The following is a 12,800-nucleotide window of genomic DNA, read 5'->3' as shown; positions in this document are numbered from 1 at the left end:
TGCCTTGAGGATTTGCGCATCCTTCGCATCACTCAGCGGCGCTGCTGGGGCGGCGCTGTCACGTCCTGCCTTGAACGCAACTTCCATGTTCCATTTTGTGAAATTTAGCGCGTCGCCTTTCTCGCCATCGCGGTACGCCCGAGGCAGCCAATTCCAAAAATCCTGTTCCGGCTCCGCACTTACAGGCGCTGGCGGGGCGGTGAACAAAGGCCCGACATACTCTCCGTTTGGCGAATACCAAATCACGCCTTTAGATGTTTTGAATCCTATCGGTGCAATTTGGTTGGATATGTTTAAATCGCAAGACGTGCAGCTTTCGCCAGCAAACTCGCCAGTATCAAAACAATTCTGGCAAATTTCCCTTTTGCCATTTGCCACCGGCTCCTGACTCAGCCCTGCGCTGCGGGCGGCGAGCCATGCATGCCATTCGCAGTTGGTTTTGCAGTCATCATAGTAACGATTGTCTTCAGGTGCTCGATCAAGATCTGCATCACCGGTTGATTGCCATGCTTCGAACAATGGCCGTTGCTGCTCAATGAATTCCGGCGTCATCGCCTGCGCTTTATCTGTATCGTGTTTCATCAGGTAATCCGATGCACGGTTGTGCCAGTAATGCCCGGTGGAAGTGCCGGCTGATTGCCCAGGAACGCGCTACCTTTTGATCCTGTTACCTTGGCGTGCTCGACTTCCACCTTTGCGGTATTGATGATCACCTGCGCGACGTCCGAGACTGCCTTGGCACGCTCGATATCCATCGGGTTGTTTTTATCCTGGAGCGCTGCCAACGTTGCGAATAAGTGGCCGCGAAGTGCTTCGATGTCATTGTTCATTTTTAATCCTTTTATTGATCTGCCGGGTTATTGCGCCGCGCAGTTGGATCAGGTCGGAAAGTTCTTTAGGCAGGTTGTGCCGCGTGTTGCGTTTCATGTTCTCGGCCAGACTGATGCACTCCACCGTGTCCGGCGTGATTTCTGCGAGTACCGAGGTGCGTCGACCAGGTTTGAAAATGACAATGTGTTTCGGCGGTACCGGGCCGTGTTCCGCGACCCAAACCAGTTCATGCACTCCACGCCACCGTTTGCTGTTGTTGCCTTTGTCGTTGTTGATCTTGCGTTGCAGCGTTCCATCTTTATCGAGGCGATAGCTACCGATGGGCAGCGTGTTGTGCGGACCTTGACCGGGTTTAAATCGGGTTTCTGCAGAACGGCCGCCTGAGTCAAAATGGGTGCCTTTGTTCCAGGGAGTCAAACCTTTAGCGAAACGGGTGCCGATACCTTGCCGGCCGTTGGTGCGGCCAGCAGCGGGGCTTGCCAAGAACTCGGGCGTCTTGTGCAGACCAAGTCTTGCAGCGCGACGATAGACATGCTCCAGGGGACGGCCAAGCGCGGCGGCAATATCTGCGGTCTTTTCGTGCGGATAGCGTGCCTTGATAGTATCGATCTCAGATTCCGCCCAGGGTTTGCGCGGTGGCAGGATTCCTTTCGATTTCGTCATAACACACCGCCTTGTTCAACGGGTTTGTCAGCCAGGCCGCGCCAAGGGAGCTTGAGACCGGAAACAACCGGCGTCACTTCGCCATCAATGCCAAAGAAGAATTGTTTGCCGTCCCACCAATCATGCAGGTCTGTTGCGCAGGCATTGGCACCGGCACCATAATCGCGCTGATACCATCCGACATGGACGGGATCGACTTCCGGGCCGAACCATTGGGTGACGGCGGTCATGACTGAGCCTCCAATCCATCGCGGCGGACAAGTTCCTCCGCCCAAGCGTTCATCGGTTCCCCATCGCATTCGTCCCAGAGGCTGTATTTGAGCAGCCACGATTCAGGAGCGAAGCGCGCAACAAGCTTGATTGAGTAGTGGTCGCGCCAGCGGCGTACAGGTGCGATCAATGAGGAAGCGGCCAGCAACGTGGCGATGCCAGATAACACGAACAGTGCAATTTGATTGATCATGATTGCTCCTCTGCTGGATGGTCGGCGATACGACGCACCCATACCCAAACCGGGCCATCATCGGTATCGTGGATCGACAGAGTGAACCAGCCTTCGCCCGCCGGCGGCGAAGCTTCCCATTCGTGAATGTCGGCATCGCCGATCTCAAAATAGCGGTTGTAGGCCGGGTGCGATTCGTGCTCATCTTCAAGGCGGCTCAGCTTTATTTCCAATCCCTGCGAGGCAATCCATTCGCGGAATTCTTTTTCTTGGTCTTCCTCGAAATCGGGTTCGTCAGGGTGATAGCCATAGCCGTCTTTGTCCCGCAGGATGACAACTGGTTGAATTAATTTTGTCATCACGATTGCTCCCCCGCTTGCAGGGCGATAGCTGCATCGATAGCTTTGGTGAAATGACCGGCTGCGCTGCCGCGCATCAATTTCGTCCCTGGCTCAATAGGCAGTGTTTCGAAATGGAATTTCTCATGGCATCCAACGAAGCGATAAGCGCCCACAAAACGCAATGTAGTACGCCAACGCTGAGCATCTACAGCATTCGCCCCAACTGCTGGCGCTGGTTGCTGCTGGGCGGTATATAGCGGATGAACTGTCATCACACCACTGGTCAGGAATTCCTGACTAAACAAGGGTCGTTCTTTGAAAAACACAATGTGACCGTCCCCAGCTTCGGCGGCATACCCGTAAGGTTCTACCGGCTTCGCCTCCGCAACAGGTTGCTGCGGGGCGGCGAGCATGGCAATCGCAGTTTCTGCTATCCGGTTGTAGTAGAACTCGTTGACTACGCCCTCCAAGAAAGAGAACTTGTCGAACACCTGTTGCCGCGATAGTCCAGCCGATACCGGCCTCGCCTCTTGTCTAATTGCCTCAATTTCGTGCTTCGCCTGCTTCAACAAGTCGGCGACAGGGCCAACAGGCCATTTGTACGTGCCGTCCGTCTGACCGTAGAAATAGACCAGATTGGAGAGGAATACTGATTTCTGTTTCATCGGATTGCCGTCAGCCGCTACCGGCTTCGCCTCGGTGGCTTTCCCGCAAGTGCAACCAGTCGCACATACAGCGCCATCACCTCCGCGTATGGTGCAGTAGTGATCCGCTTCGGTTGGAAGGTAGGTATCTGGCGCCATTTCCGTGACGCCACGAACATGGTCGGCTGGCGCTGCAAACCGGGCTGCGTATTCTGGATTGCAGGCATTGCATCCATCGCCGACGAGTTTGGTGCGCAGATTGCACTTGCAGGTATGCGTATCGGCTGCTGGCGGTGCATTCAAATACAGAGCCTGTTCGACCGGTGCGCGCCCGAGTGCTTTACGCGCTTCATCGCGCACCTCTGCGGTGACTGCGTATCCGAACTGTTCAGAGCTGAGCAGGCGGTTGACGAGTTCGACGCACGCAGCCTTGATATTTTCTGTTGTCATGCTGTGGCTTTCTTGATGAGCTTATTGAACCAGCGGCGGATGCAGTAGGACCGCACCAGGCTAACGAGGGTGAACCATCCGGTGATGGCGAGATCGGTCGACAGCGGGACGTGGACGCCATATGCCGGGAAGATGATCAACTGGCTGATGAGAGCGACGCCAAAGCCGACAAGGATGTTTGCGACGGCTTCTATCAGGGAGCCTTTGCGGGTTTGGGTCATGTTAGGATGCCTCCAACAACAATTTTTTCGGGGGCGGGAGATGGGCGTTAGAAAAACTGATTTCGTTAAACGAGCGTTGCCCTATGTCGCTTGGCCCATAATGGCTCTGTTGATTTATGGGACGATCGCTGCAATTTTGAGCAAAGGATTGGTATCGTCTGAAAGTGCCGGATGGGTCCAGGCTACTGGTTCGTTTGGGGCTATATTTGCCGCAATTTGGATATGGCTGCGCCAAGACCAGGCTGTTAAAGACCGAGAAGATGCGTCCATCCACCAATTGATACTCAGCATCCGGGACGAGGTGTCGTTGACGTGGGATAATTTTTCCGAACGTAGCGGGAAGCATCTCATCGAATCTGCTCCGGCGGCCTTCATGTACAGAATCCCTGTCAGCGAAAATGCCTTTGTGATTTACGCCAAGTCGGCCGATCGCATTGCTGAAATTGCTGATGAGTCGCTTAGAAAGCAAATTATTCTGACCTATGGTCGAGGATATGGATTTATTCGCACCATTCAGATGAATAACATCTTGATAGAACAGTGGAGCGAAGCTGAATTTCAAGCGAGTCATATGGGAACTCCCGCTTGCTTTGCCCGAAGGGATGCGACTGCCAAAGCACTTGTCGAGTACGGGCCTTTGATACGAGACAACTACAGTAGGCTCGAATCCGACGTGATGAAGCTGCTGGAGATCATGCCGAAGTAAATACCCTGGAGATATGCCATGGATGGATTCACGATTGAGAGCCCGAAGGATACGGGTGATGACCGAGTAACGTTCATCATCAAAAGTAACGGCACTGTGATTCCCGGCTTCATTTCCAAAGCCACGCTCATTGCCATCGGAGGCGAGACCAGCAACAATCTGGTTTCGTTGTTCAACGCGAACTACGCCAAGATCTTCCAGGCGGTCAGCAACAAGATGCCGGCGCCGATGAAGCAATACATCTCCATTTCCACGGACGACCTGCAATAACTTCGCGCGCGGCTGTGCTACGATTCCCCCAAAATATAAGGGGAAATAATGTTCATCAAATTTTGGAATGCTGCGCGTTGGTTCCTGCTCGCCGGTAGCATTTTCATTGCAGGCATGGTGTGTGCCATGTTCGTCAAGCATCCATTCAAAGACATCGGGGACCTGGCGACGTGGGCCGGAGCTGTCGGAACGTTTTTGGCTTTTTGCGGCACGATTTGGCTTGCCTTCACCGAAACCCGGAATAAGCAGCGCGAAGAGCGGACTCGGGCCGTGATCGCCTCTGCTGGAGTGGCGCTGAAAGTATCCAGAATTCGAATTTACCTTCAGAAACTTCTCGATGAACTCCATCCATTGACCGAGCGAGTCGCGAAACTTGAAGAGTTGGTGAGCATTGGTGGAGTGCTGCAATCGGCAACGTTGTGGACCCAGGAGGATGCTACAAAATTGGTCTCGCTTCCCAATGACTGCGCCGCTCATTTGGCGTTCGGTTTGGCTCAATATCACCTGCTGATTGATATGTTGATTCGAGCCGATGAAAACACGCTTTTGCAAAGTCCTGAAAATCGGAAAAGATTTTGCGTGGATACCATCTCGGTTATCAACTATCTTCTTGTATCGATTAATCTCGCAGAGAAAGAATGCCGAATAGCTTTGGAGGAAATTACAAGTGTTCATGAGGAGGCTGAGTCGTCCTAATAATTTTTGGAATGCTTCCATCACATTGGATCGGCTTACCCGGCCAAAGATGGATCGTTGAGGGCGATAGCGTTTTCACCGGCGACCAGACGCCAGCTCGGCAATTCCAGGCGGGCAAATGAGGCGCGGTACTCGCGCATTGCCAACTGGCAGGCATGAATAAATCCGCGCGATGTGATGACCTGGGCGACTCCCACCTTTTGCTGGCCATCCGCCAGAAACAAGTCGAAAACCTCGCCTGCCTTGTGCCGCCGCAGGATCTGCTGAACGCGACCAACCGAGATTTTGTGCAGATCCGCGATATCCTTTGTTGCAGCCCCCCCCTGTGACGCCTCGATGATTGCGCTGTCGCGTTCGGGGTTTGTGCTTTCTGTAATCAGTTGCATGGTCAATCCTTTTCTCGGGTCGGATTAGCGGAACAGGCGCAGATGTGCATTGCGGGAGGCGTCAATCAACGCCATGGTGTCTTTGGTGCTGTCCTCAACCGGCATACGGATCATTGCGAGCAGGGCAGCGACGATTGCCACAACGGCGACGGCGGTTTTCATGTCACCACCCGATAGCAAATTGGCTTGATGCCCGGCTTGGATTTGGCGGGTGGGTCACCGAGGGCAGCCAGCACGAACAAGAACAAGATGCAGGCGGCCCATCCGGAGAGGTGAATAGCGATCTTGGACATCATGAGATCACCATCACAGTCACGCCGAGGGCGCCATCGTCGTATGCAGCTTGTTCGAGCATGGCAGGCAAGCCAATGGCCTCACCGATGCGGATATCGTTGTTGCCGTAGTCGGCACGGATGCGGCAGATCATGCTGGCACCGCTTCTTCAGTTTGTTCCTTTACCGCTGGCTTGGCTTTTTGGGGGAAGGACTGGAAATGCTTTCTCGCCTTTTCTTCGCTGTCGCCGGGCATTGGCATAATGATGGACAGCATTTCAGGAATTGCACTCATTTGCACTACGGCCGGGCGGCCTTCTGCCTCTTGCCAGAAGGTGAGTCCATTGTTCTTGATAGCTAAGTCTTTAAAGCGCGCCAAGTAGAACGGGCTGACTCCAAAGGGGCCACCGAATGCGCCGCGTTTGAGATTCTGGAAGTCCGGCAGAACAGCGCGCCAATCCGGGAATTTTCCTTCAATAACTGGATTGCCTGGCTGAACGAACAACTCCAAATCGGAGTAATGTTCCTGATCGAAATCCGGAGCAATTGAGATACGGCGGCCATCCACTAAGAAATGTTGCTGCAAGTTTGAGTGCCGGTTAGCGGTCCGGCAGGCTGCGATCAATTGCTTGCTCACTCTCAGGATGGTGCCAGGTTGATCGCCGACGTAGACGCCCTGGCTGTCGTGAATAACGGTCATGGCATGCCCGTTCGTGCCAACGATATATAAGCCACCTGTTGGCGCTGGCTCGAATTGCAACCCGTTCAAGTAATAACGAATATCTTGATTCGCCATGAACAGTGCTGCGCGAACAATGTTGATCGGATTAGTTTTGATTCTCAGATTGCTTTTAGGCGTAGTGGCGGACATCGCTGGCTCCTTGATTTTTAATTGATTTATCCGCGCGAGGTGGCGGTTACTTGCTTATCTGCGAGGCGCAGTAATGTTTCGCGGGATGGCGGGCGACCTGTTTCGAGCATGTCCTGCAGGATCTGCTGCGCGCTCTTGCCAGAGAAAATATCCAACATCGCTGAGAGACGGGCATTGGCGCCGTCGACAACAATCGGAGACTGAGCAGACGAACCGGGGATTTCGAGAGCGGCTACAGCGCGCGCTTTGCGATCATCCAAAAGCATGTGAATGACTTTTTCTGTCAGCGCTGCATGGGCATTGCTGGCCTTGAGCAAATCATCGAGCGTGGTTTGTGCGGCTGATGCGCGCTTGGTCTTCGGTGCGGGTTTTGCCGCAGCGCGTGGCGCTTTCTTTGTTACTGCGGGTTTGGTGGGCATTTGCAATCCATCGGTTGGTGTGTCGATGGCTCAATTAAACACGATGTTTAAATTGATTGCAAACAGTTTGTTTAAAACATGTTGTTTAAATTAAATATTCTCTGAAAATGCATCTAAGTGTGGTCAGTGCGCGAGGGCTGGACGTAAAAAAAGCCGCGAGTGCGGCTTCGATGCTTCGATTTTGCGATGTTAGAACGATGTGGGTTCCACAGAGATCCCATCTTGCGTGCTCAAAAAACGAAAGCGCTTTGTTTCCCCGGCGCGCACGGTGGTCGAAACTTCACGGCGATAGTCAGCGTTGAATGAGCAAAGCCCTTTGCCGCCAGGGTTGCCGACGCCGATTAAATATTCGCCAACTGGAACCTTAAATGCAGCTTTCTCTGCCGGGCTCAGGCTGGCGACTAAATTTCCGTTGACATATACACCGTGGTAGCAGGCGCCACCGAGGTACCCGCTGTCGCGCGTGACAATAACGGTCCCATATTCCGAAGATGGAGTGGACTGCAATGCATAAACGCGCTCAATTGGTGCCGAAGTTGCTTTGTCGAAGGGGACTGGGGAAGTGGCGCACCCCGTGATCGCCGCTAGAATTACGGAGGATAAAATCAGATTCTTCATTAGCGTGAGTCAGATGGGTTCGCGTTCACAATGTCTATACGTTTTCTCGCTGCAGCAGTACAACTCGCCCAATGATAATGCATGTTGCGCCAGTGCACTCTTGTCGGTGATATCGTTTCTGATCCGGATTGTCCGATACCAAAAACCAACGACCAAAGTCTTTGACCAGACGCTTCACAATATCCTCGCCGTCATAGTTGATTGCATACGTTTTACCGTCGCGGAGTGCGGTGTCACCTGTATTGATGACCACAGTGTCGCCTTCTGACATCGTCGGCTCCATGCTGTCGCCCTTGACTCCGATGGCAATCAATTTTTCTGGGTAGTAGCCATTCTTGGAAAACCAGTCCTTGCGGAAAGTAATGGGGCGTCCATTGTTGTCGTCGGCCTCGGCGCGGAAGCCTGTGATTCCGGCAGATAGTTTCAGCTTCACCTTGCGGATTTCTATGTAATCTTCGCTGTTCGGGTCGTGTTCAATAACCCGAGTAAATTTTGTCGGCCAATGCTTGGGGTCGTTGGATGCGTCGGCAGGCTGCGAATCGGCCGCCATCTCACCCTCCCCAGAGCGCAACCAAAGCGCGCTACATCCGAGTGCCCCAGCAGTATCCAGAATTCCCGAGTTGGATATCCCGCGACTTTCCCAATTCTTCAGCGTTTGAGGCGATATGCCGAGCAAGCGCGCGACGGCGCTCGGCTCCTGCGTTGCCCGCAAAGCCTTTGCTGCCTCATAAAGTCGTTTGGTTTGTTCATGCATGCGCGTGATAGTGCCTGATTTAAACAAAGTGTTGTTACACAAACTGTTTGCTTCTTGTTTAAACATGGTGTTTAATTGCGCATGGACGATAAAACTCTGATTCTTGCTTTGGGCGGCCCTTCGAAAGTGGCAGACATGCTGTCTTTCAAGAAGCCGGGCGGTGCGCAGCGCGTGCAGAACTGGATGACTCGCGGCATTCCTGCGCGTCAGAAACTGGATCGGCCGGATCTCTTTCCTGCGCGCCAAGAGACAGATGGCCCCCAGGGGGCTGCATGACTTTGCTTACTGAGAATGGGTTTGCGCTGGTCTTATATTTGTCTCTTGCAGGCATTGCTTTGACTCTGCGTATCGCTCTTGAGGGCTTTGCGCTTGTGCGCGTCATGACTTCTGAGCTGATTTTGTTTCGCCGGTCGGTTGAAAGTCGCGAGGCAATCGCGGGCAGCCTTGCGGCAAATTGCAGTTCTTCGCCAACTGATTCTAATGTTCCGGGTGAGTTGGAGAGCCGTAGCTTTTCGCCATCCGAGTTCACTTCCGAATTCATTGCCACGCTGACGCCCAAAGATGCTGCCCGCGCCCGCGCAGCCATTGAAATGGCAAAAAGGTTTGATCGGCGGTGTGTCATTACTTTTCTGCCTTCACTAAAGAAGCTTCCAGATTCCGTAAACAAGGAGGATGCCCCCAATGACATCAAATAGCACTCCAAGTGGGCCAGCTTTGCGCACGTATCCCGATATTTTGAGTCCAGCATGGAGATTCACGGCTTCTTGATACGGATGGTTAATCCACTCGCCCATGCCGATAAAAATACCCCCGAGCGACATGATCACGACTGGGATGTTCGGTATTTGAAGCGGTACCGAGATGGCCAGAACGAAGACGCCGCACGATAAGAGAAGCAGCACCTTGTACCAGTAGTCGAGACTCAAATTTTTAAACAAATCGCCCATGGGAAGTCCTTTTGTAGATTGTTGTTGTGGGACATCAATCGTACCGCATTGGGGCTTCCCGCCCTTATTTGAAAGAATCGAGATGGCATCAAGTGCAATCAAGAACCCGGCAGATATCACTGCGGCGCAGAAGAAGCTGATCGCTGAATCACTCTGCAGCATCGTCGCTAGCCTCGTCGGCAGCGGCCGTCCAGCACCGGCAGCAACAGTGCAGGCCGCTCGCTTGGTGCTGGAGACAGAAATCATGGCGCTGAATGCACAAGGCAAGCCGAAGGAAGGCGCATGAAAGCCTTGCTCATCCGAATTGTGTTGTTCTTCATCGGCCCGGCAATTCGCTCCGAGATTGAGCGGTACCGGGCTAAAGACAGGCATAGGGCCGATGCCGTTAATCGCCAGGCAATTGAACTATCAAAATTCGTGAACGGGCTTTTCGAGTCACATGCTACGACTGCGACGAAACCTTCAGCAAGATCTTCTGATAGCTGACCAGTTCTTTTGGGACCGACTCCGAAAGGTCGACTTTCGAATTTTGCGGGGGTGTGAAATTTGCGAAATCGGAGGTGAACTGCTGAATCAAGCCCAAAGCACCGGATGCCTGGGCTGGCGAGAGTTGGGTGCAGATTGCTTTCAACGCGACGTCGAGTGCAGTTAGTTGTGTAAGTAAGTACTGATCGCTCAGTTCGCGACTTTGGCCGTTGTTTGCCATGGAAGCCCCTTTGTGATTGTGGTGTGAGAACCAGCAATCTATCACGGAGGGGCTTCCACCCAGTTACAGCAGTATGCAGTCGAGTATTCATAACCATAGAGTAGCTGCCACGCAGCAAGAAATCATCAGGAATCAAGAGGAGCTTTACCCCATGACTTACAAATACGGCGAGACCGATCAGCACGACTGCCTTTACAACGTGGCGCGCGAGTATCCGGGCGGTCTCGAAGCACTGGCGCCGCGCATGGGTTTGGGTTCCAAACTGCTGCGCAAGAAAATCGGACCGGCCGAAAAGACCAACAACATGACCTGGGAAGAGGTCTCCGTGGCACTGGAGCTGCTTCAGAGCGCCGGCGTCGATGATGCGCTGTTGCCTATGCAAGCTATGGCGTTCCGGCACGGCATGATCTGCGTACCAATCCCTGACGCAGCCGATGTGACTGAAGAGGCATTGAGCGCGGCGGCAATGCAAGTCATGGTTCAACTGGGGGAGGCCATCGCAGCATCGAAAGACGCAATGAGCGACGGACAGCTTTCGCAGTGCGAGCTGGTGCAGATTGAGCCAAAAATTCGCCGCATGTTGCCGGCAATTGTCGGATGGATTGAAAAGCTGCGCCTCCGGGCCAAGAAAGATTCGGGCCGGGGCTTTGTTGACAAGCTGCTCCATCCACGTCGGGAAAAGGAATCGGCATGAGCGACCTCAAGTACATCCTGCAAGCCGCAATCCCTTTTGCGCTGATCCTCGCGTTGCTCTATTCGCGGGGACCAGCATGAGCAAGTTACTCGGTGTCGGACAAATTGGCTTTGACTTTGGCGGGCAACGTAAAGAGATAAATAAGGATCAATTCAGCAAACTCCTGAAGCTCCAAGGTTTGCTCCTTGCTGGGCTTTGGCAAATCATGCACAGCCTCGTTTCCTTCAAGTCGAATTTTGTGCGCCCAGATCTTCAGATCCTTAGTGATCATCCCTTCGCTTGCAAGTTTATCTATCCGTTTTCCGAGATTGTGTGTATCAATTTCTGGCGCAAATTGTTTTGTGCCCACATCAATCGCTCGGCGGAACATCATTACCGCAGAACTGTATCGACCATCTTTCGCATTTTCGACTCCTTCGACAAACGCATCCGCCGCAGCATCCGGAACGAATTCTGGACTTACAGATTTCATGCGAGCTGGATACGTTTGGAAACTTGCTGTCACGGCGTGGGTCGCGAGGTCTCCGTGAATTTGAGTCTGATCCAAAATGGAACTCAAAGTGGCGCGGTAAGCAATTGGAAATTGGCAGGCGGGGCATCTCCCCATACCAATATGAATGTATTGCGAATCGGGAATTTTCGAATCGTGCAGTACAGGAAACGACGCGCGTCTTACTCCGCAATGCGGGCAATCTTGAAGGATAACGGCCATGGCAAATAAGCTGGTAGTTATTGATATGAAATTAGATCGTCTGCTTCAAGAGTCTCCGGAGCTGGCGATCCGCCTTATTACTCAAGAATATCAGATCGCATATGACAAGACCGTATTTATCACTGCACTGGCAGCAAAGCTAGTTGTGCTGAAAAACTCAGGGGGTTCACATGACTAGCAACCATCAAAAGGGCGGGGCGCTGGCCAAGCTGGCGGCGATCTTCTGCGAACAGTCACTGTTCCGGGCATTCCTGAATGAAAAACTGCCAGATCCACATCTGCACATCGGTACCGCCGAGGAGGCAACCGAGCATTTGAAAATGGTCTGCAATGTGAAGTCACGCGAGCGGCGTTTTCATGACCTGGTACGCATTCCATACGTCCACTGGCAACTGCGCAAGGACAGCGAATAACATGCTTCGCCGATCTCCCATGAAACCCGGCACCAAGCCGTTGAAGCGCACCGGGTTTGTCAATTCTTCTTCCCGCGCTGATTTGAGCAAAGGCGCGCTTGAGAAGCCGCGTAAGCCGCTAAAGTCACGCCGGCCGCCTCAGACCAAGATCCGCGCTGCCGCGCGTGGTCAGGAATGCACACTGCTGTTTCCCCGGGTTTGCAATGGCCGGACAGATACGACGGTGCTGTGCCACAGCAACCAACTCCAAGACGGTAAGGGGATGGGCCTGAAGGCTCCAGACACTCGCGGAGCCTTCGGATGCTGCGCCTGCCATGACGTGCTGGATGGCCGCGCGCCGCGTCCGGACGGCTTCACATACGAACAGATGATTTCCCAATTCGACCAGGCCGTCGCGGCAACGCATGCCGTTCTGCGCCGCATGGGTTTGTTGAAGGATGACAAATGAGTATCGCGTTGATGACTCAGGCATGGAAAATGGATATGCAGACTGGGCGCAAGTTCGTTCTGGTGGCGATGTGCGATGCAGCGAACGACGAGGGCAAGTGCTGGCCGTCAATCGAAACCATCATGCAGAAATGCAGTATGGGTGAACGGACCGTGCAACAGCACATCGCAGCGATGGAGGAAGAGGGCATTCTCACCCGCGACATGCGCAAGGGCCGCAGCACGATGTACAACATTGACCCCCGCAAATTATGCACCCCCGCAGAATCCGCGCCCCCGCAGAATCTGCACCCCACC

28 protein-coding genes and 1 pseudogene are annotated in these 12,800 nt (G+C 53.4%); 10 read left to right on the top strand and 19 right to left on the bottom strand.

Going from position 1 to position 12,800, the window contains the following annotated elements; translation table 11 throughout:
- The 8 genes and pseudogenes from AKL27_RS26540 to AKL27_RS26505 all read right to left on the bottom strand — a co-directional run.
- A pseudogene (locus AKL27_RS26540) lies at positions 1 to 582 on the bottom strand (hypothetical protein); the annotation flags it as partial.
- Positions 582 to 830 (bottom strand): hypothetical protein, encoded by a 249-nt coding sequence (locus tag AKL27_RS26535; protein WP_050465911.1) that lies wholly within the window; start codon positions 828 to 830, stop codon positions 582 to 584. The pseudogene AKL27_RS26540 and the gene AKL27_RS26535, both read right to left, overlap by 1 nt.
- Positions 820 to 1,494 (bottom strand): HNH endonuclease family protein, encoded by a 675-nt coding sequence (locus AKL27_RS26530; protein WP_050465910.1) that lies wholly within the window; start codon positions 1,492 to 1,494, stop codon positions 820 to 822. The genes AKL27_RS26535 and AKL27_RS26530 overlap by 11 nt, the downstream gene beginning before the upstream one ends.
- Positions 1,491 to 1,724, bottom strand: coding sequence for a hypothetical protein (locus AKL27_RS26525; RefSeq protein WP_050465909.1), 234 nt, complete (start codon positions 1,722 to 1,724; stop codon positions 1,491 to 1,493). Before AKL27_RS26525 ends, AKL27_RS26530 begins: the two co-directional genes overlap by 4 nt.
- Entirely contained in the window at positions 1,721 to 1,957 is a 237-nt protein-coding gene (locus tag AKL27_RS26520; protein WP_050465908.1) for a hypothetical protein, read from the bottom strand. Before AKL27_RS26520 ends, AKL27_RS26525 begins: the two co-directional genes overlap by 4 nt.
- A complete protein-coding gene (locus AKL27_RS26515; protein ID WP_050465907.1) occupies positions 1,954 to 2,295 on the bottom strand; it encodes a hypothetical protein in 342 nt (113 codons plus the stop codon). Before AKL27_RS26515 ends, AKL27_RS26520 begins: the two co-directional genes overlap by 4 nt.
- On the bottom strand, positions 2,295 to 3,371 hold the full coding sequence (locus tag AKL27_RS26510; protein ID WP_050465906.1) for a hypothetical protein: 1,077 nt from the start codon (positions 3,369 to 3,371) through the stop codon (positions 2,295 to 2,297). Before AKL27_RS26510 ends, AKL27_RS26515 begins: the two co-directional genes overlap by 1 nt.
- Complete coding sequence (locus AKL27_RS26505; protein ID WP_050465905.1) at positions 3,368 to 3,592, bottom strand: DUF7220 family protein; 225 nt, start codon at positions 3,590 to 3,592, stop codon at positions 3,368 to 3,370. Before AKL27_RS26505 ends, AKL27_RS26510 begins: the two co-directional genes overlap by 4 nt.
- A 40-nt stretch (positions 3,593 to 3,632) precedes the next feature.
- Here AKL27_RS26505 and AKL27_RS26500 point away from each other — a divergent pair, with 40 nt between their 5' ends.
- The 3 genes from AKL27_RS26500 to AKL27_RS26490 are packed head-to-tail and all read left to right on the top strand — an operon-like array spanning position 3,633 to position 5,264.
- A complete protein-coding gene (locus tag AKL27_RS26500) occupies positions 3,633 to 4,298 on the top strand; it encodes a PH domain-containing protein (RefSeq protein WP_157057132.1) in 666 nt (221 codons plus the stop codon).
- An 18-nt stretch (positions 4,299 to 4,316) separates the two neighbouring features.
- Positions 4,317 to 4,568: a hypothetical protein gene (locus AKL27_RS26495; protein WP_050465903.1), complete on the top strand. Its 252-nt coding sequence runs from the start codon at positions 4,317 to 4,319 to the stop codon at positions 4,566 to 4,568.
- 48 nt (positions 4,569 to 4,616) lie between these two features.
- Positions 4,617 to 5,264 carry a hypothetical protein gene (locus AKL27_RS26490; protein WP_050465902.1) on the top strand — a complete coding sequence of 216 codons (648 nt, stop codon included), beginning with the start codon at positions 4,617 to 4,619 and terminating at the stop codon, positions 5,262 to 5,264.
- Between the two features lie 35 nt (positions 5,265 to 5,299).
- Here AKL27_RS26490 and AKL27_RS26485 read toward each other — a convergent pair whose 3' ends face one another.
- The 8 genes from AKL27_RS26485 to AKL27_RS26470 all read right to left on the bottom strand — a co-directional run bounded on the left by AKL27_RS26485 (position 5,300) and on the right by AKL27_RS26470 (position 8,650).
- Positions 5,300 to 5,650: a hypothetical protein gene (locus AKL27_RS26485; protein ID WP_157057131.1), complete on the bottom strand. Its 351-nt coding sequence runs from the start codon at positions 5,648 to 5,650 to the stop codon at positions 5,300 to 5,302.
- Positions 5,651 to 5,674: 24 nt separating this feature from the next.
- Positions 5,675 to 5,812 carry a hypothetical protein gene (locus tag AKL27_RS28050; protein WP_157057130.1) on the bottom strand — a complete coding sequence of 46 codons (138 nt, stop codon included), beginning with the start codon at positions 5,810 to 5,812 and terminating at the stop codon, positions 5,675 to 5,677.
- A complete protein-coding gene (locus AKL27_RS28045; RefSeq protein WP_157057129.1) occupies positions 5,809 to 5,946 on the bottom strand; it encodes a hypothetical protein in 138 nt (45 codons plus the stop codon). Before AKL27_RS28045 ends, AKL27_RS28050 begins: the two co-directional genes overlap by 4 nt.
- Positions 5,943 to 6,077 (bottom strand): hypothetical protein, encoded by a 135-nt coding sequence (locus AKL27_RS28740; RefSeq protein ID WP_269749282.1) that lies wholly within the window; start codon positions 6,075 to 6,077, stop codon positions 5,943 to 5,945. The genes AKL27_RS28045 and AKL27_RS28740 overlap by 4 nt, the downstream gene beginning before the upstream one ends.
- Positions 6,074 to 6,793, bottom strand: a complete 720-nt coding sequence (locus tag AKL27_RS26480) for a hypothetical protein (RefSeq protein WP_050465900.1) — start codon at positions 6,791 to 6,793, stop codon at positions 6,074 to 6,076. The genes AKL27_RS28740 and AKL27_RS26480 overlap by 4 nt, the downstream gene beginning before the upstream one ends.
- Positions 6,794 to 6,819: 26 nt before the next feature.
- Entirely contained in the window at positions 6,820 to 7,212 is a 393-nt protein-coding gene (locus AKL27_RS26475) for a hypothetical protein (protein ID WP_050465899.1), read from the bottom strand.
- Positions 7,213 to 7,401: 189 nt separating this feature from the next.
- Positions 7,402 to 7,830, bottom strand: a complete 429-nt coding sequence (locus tag AKL27_RS28040; RefSeq protein ID WP_157057128.1) for a hypothetical protein — start codon at positions 7,828 to 7,830, stop codon at positions 7,402 to 7,404.
- 34 nt (positions 7,831 to 7,864) lie between these two features.
- Positions 7,865 to 8,650 (bottom strand): XRE family transcriptional regulator, encoded by a 786-nt coding sequence (locus AKL27_RS26470; RefSeq protein ID WP_232311125.1) that lies wholly within the window; start codon positions 8,648 to 8,650, stop codon positions 7,865 to 7,867.
- Between the two features lie 15 nt (positions 8,651 to 8,665).
- On the opposite strand from AKL27_RS26470, the gene AKL27_RS28255 reads away from it, so the two are divergent.
- Positions 8,666 to 8,860 (top strand): hypothetical protein, encoded by a 195-nt coding sequence (locus tag AKL27_RS28255; RefSeq protein WP_083439324.1) that lies wholly within the window; start codon positions 8,666 to 8,668, stop codon positions 8,858 to 8,860.
- Positions 8,857 to 9,279 carry a hypothetical protein gene (locus tag AKL27_RS28035; protein WP_157057127.1) on the top strand — a complete coding sequence of 141 codons (423 nt, stop codon included), beginning with the start codon at positions 8,857 to 8,859 and terminating at the stop codon, positions 9,277 to 9,279. The genes AKL27_RS28255 and AKL27_RS28035 overlap by 4 nt, the downstream gene beginning before the upstream one ends.
- On the opposite strand, the gene AKL27_RS28030 is transcribed toward AKL27_RS28035, so the two are convergent.
- A complete protein-coding gene (locus AKL27_RS28030; RefSeq protein WP_157057126.1) occupies positions 9,223 to 9,903 on the bottom strand; it encodes a hypothetical protein in 681 nt (226 codons plus the stop codon). The genes AKL27_RS28035 and AKL27_RS28030 overlap by 57 nt on opposite strands.
- 70 nt (positions 9,904 to 9,973) lie before the next feature.
- Entirely contained in the window at positions 9,974 to 10,237 is a 264-nt protein-coding gene (locus tag AKL27_RS28025) for a hypothetical protein (protein WP_157057125.1), read from the bottom strand.
- A 151-nt stretch (positions 10,238 to 10,388) separates the two neighbouring features.
- On the opposite strand from AKL27_RS28025, the gene AKL27_RS26455 reads away from it, so the two are divergent.
- Positions 10,389 to 10,931 (top strand): phage regulatory CII family protein, encoded by a 543-nt coding sequence (locus tag AKL27_RS26455; protein WP_050465896.1) that lies wholly within the window; start codon positions 10,389 to 10,391, stop codon positions 10,929 to 10,931.
- A gap of 85 nt (positions 10,932 to 11,016) precedes the next feature.
- Here the strand turns inward: AKL27_RS26455 and AKL27_RS28575 are convergent, their stop codons facing one another.
- Positions 11,017 to 11,643: a DUF4145 domain-containing protein gene (locus tag AKL27_RS28575; protein WP_232311124.1), complete on the bottom strand. Its 627-nt coding sequence runs from the start codon at positions 11,641 to 11,643 to the stop codon at positions 11,017 to 11,019.
- Here AKL27_RS28575 and AKL27_RS26445 point away from each other — a divergent pair.
- The 4 genes from AKL27_RS26445 to AKL27_RS26435 all read left to right on the top strand — a co-directional run.
- Positions 11,642 to 11,821: a hypothetical protein gene (locus tag AKL27_RS26445; protein ID WP_050465895.1), complete on the top strand. Its 180-nt coding sequence runs from the start codon at positions 11,642 to 11,644 to the stop codon at positions 11,819 to 11,821. The genes AKL27_RS28575 and AKL27_RS26445 overlap by 2 nt on opposite strands.
- Entirely contained in the window at positions 11,814 to 12,056 is a 243-nt protein-coding gene (locus tag AKL27_RS26440; protein WP_050465894.1) for a hypothetical protein, read from the top strand. Before AKL27_RS26445 ends, AKL27_RS26440 begins: the two co-directional genes overlap by 8 nt.
- A 19-nt stretch (positions 12,057 to 12,075) precedes the next feature.
- Positions 12,076 to 12,504 carry a nuclease domain-containing protein gene (locus tag AKL27_RS27405; RefSeq protein WP_083439323.1) on the top strand — a complete coding sequence of 143 codons (429 nt, stop codon included), beginning with the start codon at positions 12,076 to 12,078 and terminating at the stop codon, positions 12,502 to 12,504.
- Positions 12,501 to 12,800 (top strand): helix-turn-helix domain-containing protein (locus AKL27_RS26435; RefSeq protein ID WP_198156100.1); only part of this gene is annotated, 300 nt, incomplete at its 3' end. The genes AKL27_RS27405 and AKL27_RS26435, both read left to right, overlap by 4 nt.

It is taken from the genome of Herbaspirillum autotrophicum (assembly GCF_001189915.1).
GTDB classification, from domain to species: Bacteria; Pseudomonadota; Gammaproteobacteria; order Burkholderiales; family Burkholderiaceae_D; genus Herbaspirillum; species Herbaspirillum autotrophicum.
The sequence above is the reverse complement of the archived record's forward strand: the minus strand, read 5'-3'. Positions and strand labels throughout refer to the sequence as shown.